Annotated in this window: 14 protein-coding genes; 6 read left to right on the top strand and 8 right to left on the bottom strand. The window is 40.3% G+C overall.

Features of this window, described 5'->3' with window-relative positions; translation table 11 throughout:
* Positions 1 to 31: 31 nt before the first annotated feature.
* Positions 32 to 451: a VOC family protein gene (locus tag IGI67_RS07520; protein WP_429957293.1), complete on the top strand. Its 420-nt coding sequence runs from the start codon at positions 32 to 34 to the stop codon at positions 449 to 451.
* Positions 452 to 933: 482 nt separating this feature from the next.
* Here IGI67_RS07520 and IGI67_RS07515 read toward each other — a convergent pair whose 3' ends face one another.
* The 4 genes from IGI67_RS07515 to IGI67_RS07500 form a co-directional block, all read right to left on the bottom strand.
* Positions 934 to 1,026 carry a type I toxin-antitoxin system Fst family toxin gene (locus tag IGI67_RS07515; RefSeq protein ID WP_111945260.1) on the bottom strand — a complete coding sequence of 31 codons (93 nt, stop codon included), beginning with the start codon at positions 1,024 to 1,026 and terminating at the stop codon, positions 934 to 936.
* A gap of 87 nt (positions 1,027 to 1,113) precedes the next feature.
* Complete coding sequence (locus IGI67_RS07510; protein ID WP_429957292.1) at positions 1,114 to 1,821, bottom strand: DUF2922 domain-containing protein; 708 nt, start codon at positions 1,819 to 1,821, stop codon at positions 1,114 to 1,116.
* 48 nt (positions 1,822 to 1,869) lie between these two features.
* On the bottom strand, positions 1,870 to 2,253 hold the full coding sequence (locus IGI67_RS07505; protein ID WP_429957291.1) for a hypothetical protein: 384 nt from the start codon (positions 2,251 to 2,253) through the stop codon (positions 1,870 to 1,872).
* A gap of 68 nt (positions 2,254 to 2,321) precedes the next feature.
* Positions 2,322 to 2,534: a DUF2922 family protein gene (locus tag IGI67_RS07500; RefSeq protein ID WP_429957290.1), complete on the bottom strand. Its 213-nt coding sequence runs from the start codon at positions 2,532 to 2,534 to the stop codon at positions 2,322 to 2,324.
* A 308-nt stretch (positions 2,535 to 2,842) separates the two neighbouring features.
* Here IGI67_RS07500 and IGI67_RS07495 point away from each other — a divergent pair, with 308 nt between their 5' ends.
* Entirely contained in the window at positions 2,843 to 4,096 is a 1,254-nt protein-coding gene (locus IGI67_RS07495) for an IS110 family transposase (protein WP_429957289.1), read from the top strand.
* A gap of 127 nt (positions 4,097 to 4,223) precedes the next feature.
* Here IGI67_RS07495 and IGI67_RS07490 read toward each other — a convergent pair whose 3' ends face one another.
* Both IGI67_RS07490 and IGI67_RS07485 read right to left on the bottom strand, forming a co-directional pair.
* A complete protein-coding gene (locus tag IGI67_RS07490; RefSeq protein WP_429957288.1) occupies positions 4,224 to 4,433 on the bottom strand; it encodes a hypothetical protein in 210 nt (69 codons plus the stop codon).
* Between the two features lie 766 nt (positions 4,434 to 5,199).
* Positions 5,200 to 6,411: an acyltransferase family protein gene (locus IGI67_RS07485; protein ID WP_429957287.1), complete on the bottom strand. Its 1,212-nt coding sequence runs from the start codon at positions 6,409 to 6,411 to the stop codon at positions 5,200 to 5,202.
* Between the two features lie 746 nt (positions 6,412 to 7,157).
* On the opposite strand from IGI67_RS07485, the gene IGI67_RS07480 reads away from it, so the two are divergent.
* Both IGI67_RS07480 and IGI67_RS07475 read left to right on the top strand, forming a co-directional pair.
* The gene (locus IGI67_RS07480) at positions 7,158 to 9,179 is read left to right on the top strand and encodes an LPXTG cell wall anchor domain-containing protein (protein ID WP_429957286.1); all 2,022 of its coding nucleotides are present in this window, start codon (positions 7,158 to 7,160) and stop codon (positions 9,177 to 9,179) included.
* Positions 9,180 to 9,238: 59 nt separating this feature from the next.
* Positions 9,239 to 9,631 carry a hypothetical protein gene (locus IGI67_RS07475; RefSeq protein ID WP_429957285.1) on the top strand — a complete coding sequence of 131 codons (393 nt, stop codon included), beginning with the start codon at positions 9,239 to 9,241 and terminating at the stop codon, positions 9,629 to 9,631.
* A gap of 112 nt (positions 9,632 to 9,743) precedes the next feature.
* Here the strand turns inward: IGI67_RS07475 and IGI67_RS07470 are convergent, their stop codons facing one another.
* The gene (locus IGI67_RS07470) at positions 9,744 to 10,625 is read right to left on the bottom strand and encodes a LysR family transcriptional regulator (RefSeq protein WP_429957284.1); all 882 of its coding nucleotides are present in this window, start codon (positions 10,623 to 10,625) and stop codon (positions 9,744 to 9,746) included.
* 145 nt (positions 10,626 to 10,770) lie between these two features.
* Between IGI67_RS07470 and IGI67_RS07465 the strand changes: the two genes are divergently transcribed.
* Together IGI67_RS07465 and aroD are read left to right on the top strand one after the other, a co-directional pair.
* Complete coding sequence (locus IGI67_RS07465) at positions 10,771 to 11,946, top strand: Gfo/Idh/MocA family protein (RefSeq protein ID WP_207110264.1); 1,176 nt, start codon at positions 10,771 to 10,773, stop codon at positions 11,944 to 11,946.
* Between the two features lie 19 nt (positions 11,947 to 11,965).
* A complete protein-coding gene (gene aroD, locus IGI67_RS07460; protein ID WP_429957283.1) occupies positions 11,966 to 12,712 on the top strand; it encodes a type I 3-dehydroquinate dehydratase in 747 nt (248 codons plus the stop codon).
* Positions 12,713 to 12,772: 60 nt separating this feature from the next.
* Here the strand turns inward: aroD and IGI67_RS07455 are convergent, their stop codons facing one another.
* Entirely contained in the window at positions 12,773 to 13,672 is a 900-nt protein-coding gene (locus IGI67_RS07455; RefSeq protein WP_207110266.1) for an oligosaccharide biosynthesis protein Alg14, read from the bottom strand.
* Positions 13,673 to 13,896: the final 224 nt, after the last annotated feature.

Here is a 13,896-nt window from a genome sequence, read left to right as displayed (position 1 = left end):
GATAAAGTAATTATTGAATGGAGGTGGATAAATGATTAAAACAGGAACTCCTTACTTATACTTTTATGACGAGTGCAATGATGCATTAAATTATTATGTCGATATTTTCGGAGCTGAAATTCTAGAAAAATCTACATTTGAAGATGTGGAGTATATGGAGGATGAAAATCGGAAAGATTGTATTGCTCATGCTAGTTTTAAACTTGGGGAAAGTGTTTTTCTTGCAAATGATTTTCTTGAAAAGAAAAGTAAAGATAAGCACTCTGAAAGCTCTCTAATTAGCATATGGCTTGAGATCGAAAAGGATACTGACATAAAGCTTCTTGAAGAAAAAATGTTAGCAACTGGTTCCAAGAGTATTACAAGACTTGAGGAGACTTTTTGGGATTCTTTATACACCAAAATTGAAGATAAGTTTGGGATTATTTGGGAGTTGAACGCTCAAAGATAGAGAGGCAGAACATTCTTTAGTTGGAATAAAATATAGCTTTAATAGTAATCTCTCAGTTGTTTCAATAGAAGCAAGAAACAGTAATACTTACAGATAAGTTTATTGTTAGAATTGATTAGTCAGCAGCTTTTGGTGTTAACATCAACCGTTGCTGGCTCTTTTGTTTGTATCGGGCCATGCTCGTTAGAATCAAATTAGATCGCAAACAAGTCCCATTATTCCATAGTAAAGGTAGCCTGTCTTAATTCGAATTATAGAAAAGAAGGCTAATCAAATTTTCAATTGAAATGAACTATTAGTAATCTTACTTAGTAGTCTAAGATAACAGATTATTGAAACCTCTAAATATATAGCAGCATTGCTCTCGAGATTACTGATATGGTTAACAAGGATGAACGAGCCCATCGACAATAGACATGACAAATAAACCTATCAACTCAACACCTGCGATCAAAAATCGCAGGTGTATTTGTGTTCAGTCGTCATGGATCACGCCCACTCAACCAATGGTTGACGAGGGCGATAATCAGCCCCACAAAGAGCGGAGCGAGGACATATCGAATCAGCTCGCTCAAGGTGCATCACCTCCTCTCAAAAGTGGAGGCTGGCGACAGACATGAGCGGGTAATACCTACGCGTATTTAGTTAGAGAAAGGCAGAATTTAGCGGAACACATCTGGATCGTGTGAATGGCTATCCGGGTCATCCTTGTTTCGATTTTTCTTTCGCCGAAGCCAGGAAAGAAACCTTTTTCGTGTGCTGAGTTGTTCCTTTTCCTCAGTTTGCGCTGTTGCAGAAGGTGTAGGGACGCTGGCAGAAGAATCATTATCATCGATTGTGTGCTTTAATCCACTTGTTTGATTTTTTAGTATTAATGAAAGGTGATTACTTTTTGCTTCTGCGGGTCCTTCCAATGCCTGTTCAAGCGCCATTCTTGAGGAATTGTACAAATAGTCGTAGCTTCTTCCTGCTTTGACAGGAGTGAATGAAGAATCATCCAGCTTAATTGAAGAGGTAGACATTTTTTCCTCTTTAAAAGACGGTTCAGTTGTTTTTTCTTCTTTACTCGATTCTTTAGATGAATCCTCTACATCATTTTTTGGTGCAGCTTCTTTACAAAGTTGTTCAGAAGGAGCTGCTGGATCATTCTCCACATCAAAAATATCGGTTTCGTACGTGGTGACGAACTTTGCCGTGACAACAGTATCAAATAGTTTTACGCCATTTTTTTCAAAAATATCCAATTGAGTCAGTAGTTCGCAAGCTTCTTTGATCTGTTCAACAGGCAAATCGGCATTCACATTTTTATAGGTCCAGTCGTGTTCTTTGCCTAGACCGTTGGTAAAGGTCGTGACTAAATCATGGGTCATTGTTCTGCTTTCCTTTCTAAATTAGTTTTCTGCGTAGGTAAAAACTTATCAAGGTTCGTTTGTTTCTGTAGGACGGACTTTTGCAATAAGAGAACGGACAAGTGAGATGGCCTTTTCGCCAAAGTTACGGACAGGAAATACTCTTGCAGCTAATGAGCGCCATTCAGGTGCCATAAAGTAATCTTGAAAGTAATAAAAGAAGCGCTTCATGGTGCGAGTAGCTTTGGTATTCATAAAAATCTCACGGACAAGATCCTTCAGAATGAAGGCAAACTCCTCCGCACCGAGCTGGTGTCTTACACGTAACGTTAAGATGTATTTGATCGTTAGGCTGCTATTTTGAGTTTGGTAATAGTATTCAGTAATTCGTTTTTCTAGTGTTTTTGGTGTTAAATTAAACAATTGTCGGCAAGTTAGTGTTTGTTCATTCATGGATCATGTCCTCCTTTTATGATTAGAGGAGAGCGGCATCAATGCCGCGGCTCCTCAATTTTCTATGCTTAAAAGATAATCGTTTCAACAGTTTCGACGTACTTTGCGCTGACGACTTGGTTGAAAAGTTTTTCGTCGTCCTTTTTGAATAGGCTTAACATCGTCAGCCGTTCCAAGAATCCTCTAATTTCCTCAGGCGCTTTTCCTTCGCCGGGAGTTGGATAACTCCACGTTTGCGAACGTCCTGTGCTGGTTTTAAAGATTGCTACTAATTTTTTCATTTCTATAATCCTGCCTTCCTACGAAAGGCACCAATGGGGTTATGAAAAACCTCAAAGCACCTTTCTTTGTTTTATTTTCGTGATACGCTTTCCTTACAGGTCCCTGGTATACTACAGAACCCGAGGAGGTGAGTGGCGGGGCTGTATAGCGGTGACCCCGCATTTCTATATGGTGTCGGTCATCCGTTAAGGCATCAATGAATGGCGCAAACCCGTAGCCCGTAAACTTATCTCTTCCGAAGTTGACTCGATTTCGCCGGATGACCAGTCCCTGCCAAACCTGTAATTGGTTTTTAGGGAGGTACTCTATGTTCAAAATCTTTCGTAAAAATTGTTGTGGCCTCGATGTCCACAAAACTTGGATCTATGCTTGTATCGGAATTACTGATGCAAATAGTCGTACAGAATATAAGCAAGCTCGCTTCTCTTCTTTTACCAAAGGGTTAAAGGACTTAGCTGAATGGCTTGCCAAATATGAATGTAGAGACGTTTGTATGGAATCTTCCGGCAAGTATTGGATTCCTGTGTTTAATATTCTTGAGAAAACTTGTTTTGTTACTTTGGCTCACCCGAAATACACGAAGCCTCAGAAAGGGAATAAAACGGATCGCAAAGATGCCAAATGGATTTGTGATCTATTTATGTGCGACATGATCAAGCCGAGTTTTATTCCTAGTCCTGAGATTCGCCACCTTCGGGATCTCATTCGCTATCGTTCGAAGTTGACCAATATGAAAACAGGTGAGAAAAATCGTGCATTGAACTGTTTGACCGTTTCCAATCTTAAATTAGATGATGTGTTTAGTGATGTCTTTGGAAAGTCCTCTAGCTCCATCATTTACTACCTGTTGGATCATCCAGGTGAAACATTCGATGTTCAACCGTTTATACATGGTCGGTGTAAAACGCCCATTGAAGAAATCCAAGCAGCGGTAGATGGTGCTGTCTCAGCTTCTCAAGCCATCAAGCTTCGCCAATGCCTCCAACACATTGACGAAATCGAAACACACATAAAAGAGCTTGATCAAGAAATTCAAGTTCTTACAGACCCCTTCTCACCCGTTTTAACCTTACTTCGCACCATACCCGGTCTTAACGCGAACCCTATGACGGCCATTGCGATTCTTTCTGAGATTGGACCAGATATGTCGGTGTTTCCAACATCAAAGCACCTCGTGTCTTGGGCTGGTTGCTGTCCAAGAAACGATCGAAGTGATAAGCGTGTAAAATCGACCCGGATTTCTCGTGCGGGGCAATGCCTAAAACCACTCCTTGTACAAATAGTGAATGCACTTTTAAGATCAAAGGAACACCCTGAATTTAAACAACGTTATCACCGAATCAAAACCAGTCGTGGACATAAAAAGGCTATAATCGCACTTTGTAAGATGCTCCTGACCGCTATCTGGAACGTCTTATCAAAAGTGGAACCTTATTCTGCCGAAGGTTATCTGGAGGATAAACCTTTGAAAGAAGAAAAAGTTCTTACACAATCCCAAGCCTTGACTCTCCTAAGGAAACGTGGCTATACGATTATAGATAGTCTTCCAAACTCGAGTTGATTTGATTCTTCTTGAATGAATCAGCAGCTTCCGTTAAATAAAATCGAAAAACGGTAGTCTTATTTGGTGTGCCTTTGTTTAGGAATCATTGCGTGTTTTTATTTTCAAACTTATTTTCCTCCGTTTCCTAATTCTTCGTTACTCGTGATTGGCTGGTAATGATCACGCCATCCAATAATGAATCTTCGTGGTCAAGCGCTCGCATGATCTCACCTAGTTCGATGATTTCTGCTTCCTTTGGTTCGTCTACGACATTTGGGAATGTCACTTTCTTTAATTTTTCTACACCAGGTACAGCGAGCTGCACTTGTAATTTTGTAATTAACTTTTGCATCATTTCTTATTTCCTCCGTGTTTAAATTTTTTGTACCGGCCGGTGACTACAAGATAATCGATTTTGAAAAAGAATGCGAACCGCAAAATTGCACTCAACCCCTCAATTTTGCAGGTTTAAAACGAAAGAATAGGCTTTATAGCCTGTCAACAGGTAAATTTGAGGGGTCACGTGCAATTTTGTGACTTGAAAAGGAATCCGGCTATTTGTTATAATGTAAAGTTTTGACTTCTTAACTAATGAGTAGACAACAAAAAAAGACCAGATGAAGGTTCATCCGGTCTTTGTAAAGCTAGTCGAGTAGCGTAAAATCGTTCGCATCAAGCTTTTTATAGACATGTAGCCAATAAGTTTTTCGATATCGACGAATCAAGTGACCAAAGGGAATCGAAAACTTTGTTAGGCGAACTCTTTTGCTTAACGAGTGAGAAAACGGTGTATTAGGAAGCATTAGATAGTCTAGCGGTCGTTCTCCCGTCAGTATAAAATTAAAATAATCACGTCGAAGAAAGCGCCACATATCTCTTTCAATATTTGAAAACGAGTGGAATGATTAAAGATATTGAAAAGTTCGATGCTATGCTGAAACTGAATGGATTAGATACGAACGGTGACTATACCTTAAATTGAAAATAAGCCCATGTTAGATATTCTGATAAAAAGGGTAGAGAATGCGATTCCATGACATTAATTTAGCTATAAGGCTAAGTTTTCAATCACAGTGATTATGCTTTAACAGTCACTGTGATTGAAAAAAATATACAAGCACTTATCCAGAAATTGTCTTCTTCAAAGAAGTGCTAGTCTTCATAGAACCAACTATTGGTGATATAAAAATCAAAATACAGATGAACATGCAAGGGTACACTTCTAAGTGCACAGGAGAATACGAGTCTTTTGAATGAAGGAGAAGTGCTGTGAGTATGCCTGTTAGAAAAAAGGATACGAATAAGGAGAAGCTCCACACCGTCTTGGATAAAGGACTTTCTTTGATTCTTATGATCTGTAGGCTCAAGTAATGGGTTAATAAAGCAGCGAAAGCAAAACTTGAGAGCCCTTCTTCTAGAAATCTCCAATTCATATAATGACCAATTTCAGCGATTAGAACGATACTTATAATATGAATGAAATAGTAATATTGTGTCAGCAATCTGATTCTATTTGTTTTAAAGGAGATGGGAATGGTGCTTTGGATTCCTAATGTGAATAACAAAAAGCTGACTGGGACGAGCATCAATAAGAAATTACAGTCTAAATAATCGGAGTATCTGAAGATAAAATATCCTTCAGCAATGAGTAAAAGAACCATCAGTAGTAATAAGTAACGAATCGAATGCCCTAACTTAATCAGCTTTTCTTTGCTATCGTAAATATAGAAGCCGCAGGCGATGAAGATTGGTGCATAAAAGAACCCATTTCTAGTCGTGAAAAGAACACTGATGTATGTATCAAAAAAATGTTTCATTACAGAGTTAGGGATAAGACTGTAGTACGTTTCTAGACTTCCTAGAAGGTAGAAAAAGCCTAAGAAAGCAAAGACGATCTTATAGGAAAAGCGATACAAAAGTTTGGTAACAACGAGCAGTGAAAACAGCAATGCTGGTATGTACCAAAGATGATAGTAGGTACCACAATAAAAAATCCCGAAAAGCAGAACGAAGGGATAGAGAATTTTATCTAAATCCATATTCTGATTGATCCAAAAAAGACCAATCGGAATGTATACTACGCTCCAAAAAAGATAATTCTTAAAGAGAGAGTTTAGCTTCATTCTTAAATAAGTAGCGTCCTCCAATGATTTTTTTCTTATGAAAAATGCTGAGCTAATAAAGAAGAAGGGGACAGCCACTCGACAAAGAATGTTCTGAATAAAAAAGTCAAACCAAACTTCACTAGCATTGTGGCGAGTGTGGACACATATAACCATAAGTGCTGCGGCAAATTTCAGGCAGTCCATTTGCCGATAATTTTGTATTTTCATTTGCTTCTCCGATCAGTTTACTATTCATCAACCTATTACCTGGTTGAATCATCACTGATACTTTAAAATCAAAGAATCAATTTGCTATCAAATAATTATCAAGAATGTATCAAATTTACTTTATAGAGGATTATGATTGGTATTGCTGCATAAAAGTGAAAAGAAATGAACGTCAGATTTGATTCTGGCGTTCATTTCTTTTTGATAAGAGATTTTAAATAACGTTTATTTATTCTGGTTAGAATATAGTTGGTAAAAATGTAGGAATAGTTCAATGAAAAAATGTTGGAAACGTTTCTGGAAAATGCGTTATTTTTTGTAATAACAAACAAATGTTGGTTACATTCTATATTTTAAATGGATGTTAAAATAAATAACTATCACTGTTTTTTTAGTTATTGAATATTTATTTAAAAGAAATTTTATAGAATATGTCAAATAAAGTACCGAGTAAGGTTTTATATTTTATTGAACGGTGATATAATAATAGTTGTTATTGAATCCGTTTTGTTTATTCCTTTTGTTGCTAAAAAAACATTTTGTTATAAAGAAATAATGGAATTAATAAGGTGGATATAATAACGATCGTTAATTCTCTGAGTTTTACTTATATTAATCAATGGACAGTAAGTGATTGTATGAAAAAAGAAAGAAAATGAAGAGTTTTTGATCGGTATATGTATCTTAATGCTTTTCGAATTCGGAGAATGAGACAACCAGACTTACATTTAAAGGAGAGTGTGATTTTGAAGAAGAAAGTTTTGGTTCAATCGTTGGTCGTTTCAGCAACAATGGGTTCTGTTGCGGCAGCCCCGTTACAAGCGCATGGGGAGCAAGTAGAGCAGACGGCAACGACACAGCAGAAGGTTCAAAGAAGCTTCGATGAGGTCAAATATCAAGCGCTGGAACAGGCGGCAATTTCAGCCGTTGAAAAGGCGAAGCAGGATTTACAGGCGGCGAATGATACACTGGCTAAATTGGAAGCTGCTGCTAAGCTGGAAATTGCTGGGGCTGAAAAAGAAGTTGCTGCGCAGCAGGCAGCTTTAAAGGCGGCTGAAGCAACAGCTGTAACTGCAAAAGAAACGTTGAAGAAGGAACAGGAGAAATTAGCCGAGGTTCAGGCTCGACACGATGACACCGTGGCAATGGCTGAGGCTGAAATCGCAACTGCTGAAAAACGCATCAAAGAAAAAGAGGAGCCTTACCTGGCTGCAAAAGAGGCGGCTGCAAAAGCGGAAGCGGAGGTTAACGACACGGTTGCTGCTCATCAGGAAGAACAAACGAAGCAGCAAGCGATCATTGATCAGGCTCAAGCGAAAATCGATCAAGCGGAGGCAGATTATCAGCAAAGCAAAACGGCCTTCGAGCAATCAGAAGCGGCGGTACAAGCTGCTGAAAATACTCTAGCGGAGCGGATTAATGAAATCAATGATCAACCAAATGTGATCAATCAGGCGAATAACGAAAAAGCAGCAGCGCAGCATGCGGTAGAGGATGCATTGATTCGTTCTGGCGAAGCACAAGCAAATCACCCTGTTTTAGAAGCGGCAGCTAGTCAAGCTAAAACGGCTTATGAAACGGCTGAAGCAGCAGAGGCAAGCAAGCTTCCAATGCTAAATCAAGAGATTTCCAATGCGGAGGCTTTGATCGCTGTTCAAGAGGCTTTATTGGCAAGTATGAATTCAGGTGATGCTGGCTATGCTGCTGAACAGTCGAAATTAGCGGGATATCAGGCGATGCTGCAGTACTCACAGGATGAGAAGAATACACTGGCGGCTGAAACAGCACAAGCATTAACCAATTATTCTACGGCTAAAGCTCAAGCAGAGGCAGCCCTTGCTGAAATCGCAGCAGCTGAAACAGCTTATCAAGCGAGCGTGACTCAACAAGAGGCAACAAACAAAGCAGCTAATGAAAAAATCGCTGCGGCGGAGGAAATGATGGCAAATAAAGAGGCATTGATTACCGAAGCAGAAAACAAGGTTCAGTCGGCAAACCTCGATCAAGAACAAAAGCTGGCTGAGATGAACAAGGCGGAAGTGAATAAGGCGACTGTCGCTGCCGAACAGCAGGAAGTTATCGAAAAGGCTGAAGCGGCTATTGCAAAAAGCTTAGAAGCTGTTGAAAAAGCGGAATCAGTATTCCAAACAGCCAACTTGCTGCTTGAAGAAAAAGAGAAGGAATATCATGCAGTGCGGCAAGAACAGCAGCTGGTTATTGATTTTTCGAATGAGACGATTCGAGAATCTGAAGCAAAATTGAAGACACAGCAAGAAGCAGTTGCTGAAGCACAAAAAGCATTGACTGACGCGGAAAAAGCGGCAGAAGAACTCGAAGCAGCAGTTGCTTCTGCTAAGAAAAATCTTGAAGCGGTCAAGGCGGATGCGAAAGCAAAAGTTGATGCCGCAAAAGCAGAAGTAGCTAAGAATGAAGCCGCATTGAAAATGGCAGAGGATCGTTTGGCTGGATTACGAGCAGGAGCGAACGATGCTAGAACAGGCAAGCTGAAAGCCAACAATGCTGGAATGAGCATCAGCTATCAGCAAGGCTATGAAGATGCCTATGCGCTTCTATCTGTGACTGGCAGCAATGTTTTCATTTCGCAGCAAAAAAATATCTACATCAAAGAATACAAGAAGGCTGTCCCTGCGACTAGCGGACAATTGCCACAAACAGGCGATGCTGAGAACTTAGCTGCCGTATTGATGGGCTTGGGCTTAATCACCATTTCCGGAGCAGCTCTATTAAAGAAAAAATATGCTGTTTAGTAGTTGAACACTGAGACCTTGTCTCAGTGTTTATTTTAAAAAGAAATGTGGCGAGAAAAATGAAAAAGGGCGGGTCTTCATTTCGAAAAGAGATTCAAGCAAAAATAAAATCATTAACGTTTACAACAGACGAAACCAAGTCCGTTTATCAAAAGCAAGCAGCTCAATGCAAGAATAAGGCAGAGCTTCGAAAGCTGCTAAAAGTCATCGAATTGGGTGAACAGCAGCTCTATGCTAAACAGAAATCACTTTTTCAAACCCTAGAGACTTCTATCTGGAAAATCAATGAGCTCAGATACCTGCCGATGTCTGAGAAAGCGCAGTGGGTAGAAAAGCTGGTTGCTTGCGACTCTGCAGAAGAAATGTCCGTTGTCTACGCACGAGCAGTAGAAGCGGAGAAAAAGGCAGGCCAAAGTAAAGCGGGCAGCTGGACGGTTTTAAACGAACAATAGCGTTATTGAAATCAATAATGAAGAAAAGCATAGAGGTTATCTGCGAGTAAACAGATAACTTCTATGCTTTTTATAGGTTCTGTTAGTCCATGAAAACGATCATAAGCTCTTTTTAAATCGTCAGTGTAAAATCCTTTTCCTTCAAAAATTTCTCGAAAACTTGCGCTCCCGGTGGCAGCTGCGCGTCTTTTCTTTTTGCCAAATAAACGGGGCGGTATAGCGGCTCTTTAAACGTGAGTACGGCGATATCGTGAAAGGACATCAGGTTATTGTAAGGAAGGATCGCGCCGCCAAAATCAATCGAAACCAAACCAGCCAATGCCTGATCCTCCTCTACGCGGCAGGCGATGTTCAACGGCAGATCGGCTTTTTTGAAAAGATTTTCTATAAAATAGGTTTTGTCTTGGCATAAAATCATCGGTATCTTAGAAAGGTCAGCCAGAGAGACCTGTTCTTTTTTTGCATACGGATGTGATTTTGCTACGATCGCTACTAAGGGCTGATCCATTAAATGGGTGAACTCAATTTCGGGCTCATTGTTCAGATATGAACAAATAGAGTAATCGCAGGTTTCGTGTTTTACATGTTCAAGCAGACGGGGAGTATTGCCCTGCCAAAATTTGAATTTGTAGTTGGAGCGTTCTGGATCGCTGCGAAATTGCTTCAGCAGCTGTGGAATGATCTCCGGCCCTAAGGTGAAGATAAAACCAAGATCGATGGAACCAAAATATGGATCTACGATATTTTTGATCGTGTCGGCTCCTGATTGGATCTCGTCCAATCCTTTGCGCACCTTCTGGTAGTAGAGTCTGCCCATTTTAGTCAGCTTGATATTTCTTCCGCTGGGCTTGAATAGATTCACTCCTACTTCGTCTTCGATCCGGCGAATCATCCGGCTCAAGGATGGCTGAGCGATACCTAATTCATCGGCTACTTTTCCGTAATGCTCTACTTCAGCTAATCGGCAAAAGGCCTCAATATTTTGAATATTCATAGAGATTTTCCTCGTTTTTAGAGAAGTATAACATTTTTGTTATGAATATCAACTACAAATGAGATTGTTTTCACAATCGAAAGTTTCTATAGTTGGTAGTGTAGAAAGAAAACGTTTTATAACTTGAAATGGAGGAATAATATTAATGAAAACAGTAACGATTGCATTGGTTGGGGCAGGCTTTGCCGGTAATTTCCATACGAACGCGTACAACAAGGTCAGCGGAGTGAATTTGCGAATCAAATATGTATTCGACAATGATCAAGAGCGGGCAAAACAATTATGCGACAAATGGGACATCATTGAACAGGTAGCGGCGAGCTATCAAGAAGTCTTGGAAGACCCAGAAGTAGATGTTGTGGATATTATTACACCGCCAGTGACGCACTTAGATTTGTGTTACCAAGCATTGGATGCGAACAAGCATGTTATCTGCGAGAAGCCATTGACTGGCTACTTTGGAGAAGAAGGCGATGAAGAGCCAATCGGTTTGAATGTACCAAAAGCGAAAATGTATAAAAAATTATTAGCAGATATCGATGAATGTCGTCAAAAATTTGAAGCATCGGATCGTTTATTCATGTATGCGGAAAACTATGTTTATTCACCAAACATCCTGCGTTCAGCAGAAATGATCGAAGCGAAGAAGAGTAAAATCATGTACATGAAGGGTGAGGAAAGTATTCGTTCTTCTACTTCACCAGCATCTGCTCATTGGTCGCTAGCAGGTGGCGGTTCATTGATTCGTTTAGGCAGTCATCCAATCGGCGGCATGCTGTTCTTGAAGCAGGCGGAAGCAAAGGCACGCGGAGAAAAGATTGAGGTTCAAAGTGTTGTTGCTGAAACAGGACGTCTTGCGCCAAGTTTGAATGAGCATGACAAGCGCTATTTCCCAGCTAAATCAATTGATACAGAAGATTTTGCGACAGTGGTCATCACCTTTACAGATGGAACGAAAGCAATCTCAATTTCTAATGACAATACTTTAGGCGGAGTGAAAAACTATGTAGAAGTGTATACCAATGATAGTGCGTTAGTGAATAACATTACTCCAGCAGACAATCTTTCTACTTACTTCTTAGATCAGGATGATTTAGAGGATGTCTACATTTCGGAACAGCTGCAAGATAAAACAGGATGGAATAAAGTATTCGTCGCTGAAGAAACCCTGCGTGGTTATTTAGCGCAATTCCAAGATTTTGCGGAATGTGTGGCAGAAAATCGTCAACCGCTATCTGACTTAGACTTGGCTTATGATACAATCAAGATTATTTACGCGGCATATTTATCAGCTGAAGAAGGCCGCAGAGTAGATTTTTAAGAAAGCGCGGGGACAAACTATGAAGACTGTAACAATCGAAAACGTAACACTTGGAGAAGGACAGCCAAAGATCATCGTACCATTGGTCGGCAAAACGAGAGCAGATGTTTTGCAGGAAGCAGAGATCGCCGTTCAAAGCAATTGCGATATCGTTGAATGGCGAATCGATCACTTCGAAGAAATTTTGGATTTTAACAAAACAGCTGAATTCTCCAAAGAAGTCAAAGCAGCTGTGGGCAGACCTCTGCTGATGACTTTTCGGACGGCCAAAGAAGGCGGCGTTTGTCCACTAGAGGATCAAAAATATTTTGAGATGTATCATACACTATTGGAGAATGGTGCACCGGATTTGCTGGATGTTGAACTGTTCATGCCAGAAAATGAAGTGAGTGAGCTTGTTGCAAAGGCACATGAAGCAGGCAAGAAAATCATCATGTGCAATCACGACTTTGATAAAACACCAAGCAAAGAAGAAATCATCCGACGGCTGCAGCTGATGCAGAAAAAGGGTGCGGATATTTGCAAAATCGCTGTTATGCCGCAAAATGCCCATGATGTTATTGTCTTACTGGATGCGACGCAAGAGATGTATCATCAACACGCTGATCGGCCATTGATCACAATGTCAATGGGTGAGCTCGGTGTAGTGAGCCGCGTCTCTGGGAAGACATTTGGTTCGTCAGCTACCTTTGGGGCAGCGAAAAAAGCATCAGCCCCTGGACAAGTCTCGGTTGCTGAGCTGCGCACAGTTCTGGAAACGTTATAGACAAGAAATAGTAGTATGTTAAAGCAGCCTCGTCAGTAAGCTTACTGATGAGGCTGTTTTTTAGAGTGCACTTTCATGCTTCATTAATTCAGGATAGTACTCGTATTCTTCAAAAAGTTTTGGATCGTAATCGATGAAGCGTTTGACCCAATTCTTCGCTTCGAAGAAATCCAGCATTTCTTGATCGGCAGGCTGGTACGGAATATTCAAGAAGGCAGTTAGTTGGCTCAAATTTGGTCCGATCATGAAGACGTTCCTTGGGTCATAGAGGCGATAAAATGGCAGCATCTCATTGGCTGTAACCAATTTCTTCTGTAAGAAGAGCGACTCAAAGGTGCGCAGCGTCACACCGTATTGACCAGCACGTAAAATTTCTAGGATTCCTTTGCTGCGCTTGACCAATTTCAAATAATCCTCATAGGGCAAATAGCCGTCTTGTTCGTTCCCTCGTTTGGGCAGGATGTGATAAAACGTCGATAAGCCAAGCGACTCAAAGCGCTGTTTAAGCTCCATAGCCTGCTGTTTACGACCATTGTCATTGGCGCCAAAGAAGATATCATAGTCTGTATCATGTAATGCTTCACCAACGGATTGCGTGTAAAATGAGCTGTTGTGCTTTAGGCCTAAATCGCGAGCTTCTAATGGATCAAAGTGATAGATTTCATCGATGGCCGCTTCTTTTTGGGCGGCATTCAGCTTGCGATAATGCTCCAACTTAAAATGGTTCCAGAAAAATAAGACGATCTTCGCTTTTGTGAATGGGCGAATTCTTGCCGCCATTTCTGGTTCGAAGCCAAAATCTAAAAATATGATTAATTGAAAATTTTTCAAATAGTGACGTAAATAATCGTTGCTTGCTGCAAGTAATTCTTTCCCTGAACAAACACTCAAATCTGAGATGGCAGGGAAAAAGTAAAGTGAACGGTCCTTAGGGACAATCAAGACATCAGAAGTTTTCATTTTTCTCCCAGCTTTCATTTTAAATTTTTCATAGCATAGCGCGTTCCAAAATGAATAGCCATCATTATGCTTGAGAAAAATAACACAGCTGACACATAAAAAAAGGAAAATTTTTTAATTCTTGTGCGCATATCATCGCGCTATACTGATTAAACGCGAATGCTTTATCTATGGAGAAAGCCATTAACTGGGGAATGCGGAACCGACAAAAATAGAGACTGTCT

Source organism: Enterococcus sp. AZ196, from assembly GCF_050498845.1.
Lineage (GTDB): Bacteria > Bacillota > Bacilli > Lactobacillales > Enterococcaceae > Enterococcus_A > Enterococcus_A murrayae.
Note: the sequence above shows the minus strand (reverse complement) of the source record. Positions and strands in the feature narration are given on the sequence as shown.

What these genes read in the sequence shown, in the direction of transcription:
- IGI67_RS07510 (WP_429957292.1), bottom strand. Translation starts at nt 1,821, where the DNA reads ATGACCCATGATTTAGTCACGACCTTTACCAACGGTCTAGGCAAAGAA.
- IGI67_RS07455 (WP_207110266.1), bottom strand. Translation starts at nt 13,672, where the DNA reads ATGAAAACTTCTGATGTCTTGATTGTCCCTAAGGACCGTTCACTTTAC.
- IGI67_RS07485 (WP_429957287.1), bottom strand. Translation starts at nt 6,411, where the DNA reads ATGAAAATACAAAATTATCGGCAAATGGACTGCCTGAAATTTGCCGCA.
- IGI67_RS07505 (WP_429957291.1), bottom strand. Translation starts at nt 2,253, where the DNA reads ATGAATGAACAAACACTAACTTGCCGACAATTGTTTAATTTAACACCA.
- IGI67_RS07520 (WP_429957293.1), top strand. Translation starts at nt 32, where the DNA reads ATGATTAAAACAGGAACTCCTTACTTATACTTTTATGACGAGTGCAAT.
- IGI67_RS07470 (WP_429957284.1), bottom strand. Translation starts at nt 10,625, where the DNA reads ATGAATATTCAAAATATTGAGGCCTTTTGCCGATTAGCTGAAGTAGAG.
- IGI67_RS07500 (WP_429957290.1), bottom strand. Translation starts at nt 2,534, where the DNA reads ATGAAAAAATTAGTAGCAATCTTTAAAACCAGCACAGGACGTTCGCAA.
- aroD (WP_429957283.1), top strand. Translation starts at nt 11,966, where the DNA reads ATGAAGACTGTAACAATCGAAAACGTAACACTTGGAGAAGGACAGCCA.
- IGI67_RS07490 (WP_429957288.1), bottom strand. Translation starts at nt 4,433, where the DNA reads ATGATGCAAAAGTTAATTACAAAATTACAAGTGCAGCTCGCTGTACCT.
- IGI67_RS07475 (WP_429957285.1), top strand. Translation starts at nt 9,239, where the DNA reads ATGAAAAAGGGCGGGTCTTCATTTCGAAAAGAGATTCAAGCAAAAATA.
- IGI67_RS07465 (WP_207110264.1), top strand. Translation starts at nt 10,771, where the DNA reads ATGAAAACAGTAACGATTGCATTGGTTGGGGCAGGCTTTGCCGGTAAT.
- IGI67_RS07495 (WP_429957289.1), top strand. Translation starts at nt 2,843, where the DNA reads ATGTTCAAAATCTTTCGTAAAAATTGTTGTGGCCTCGATGTCCACAAA.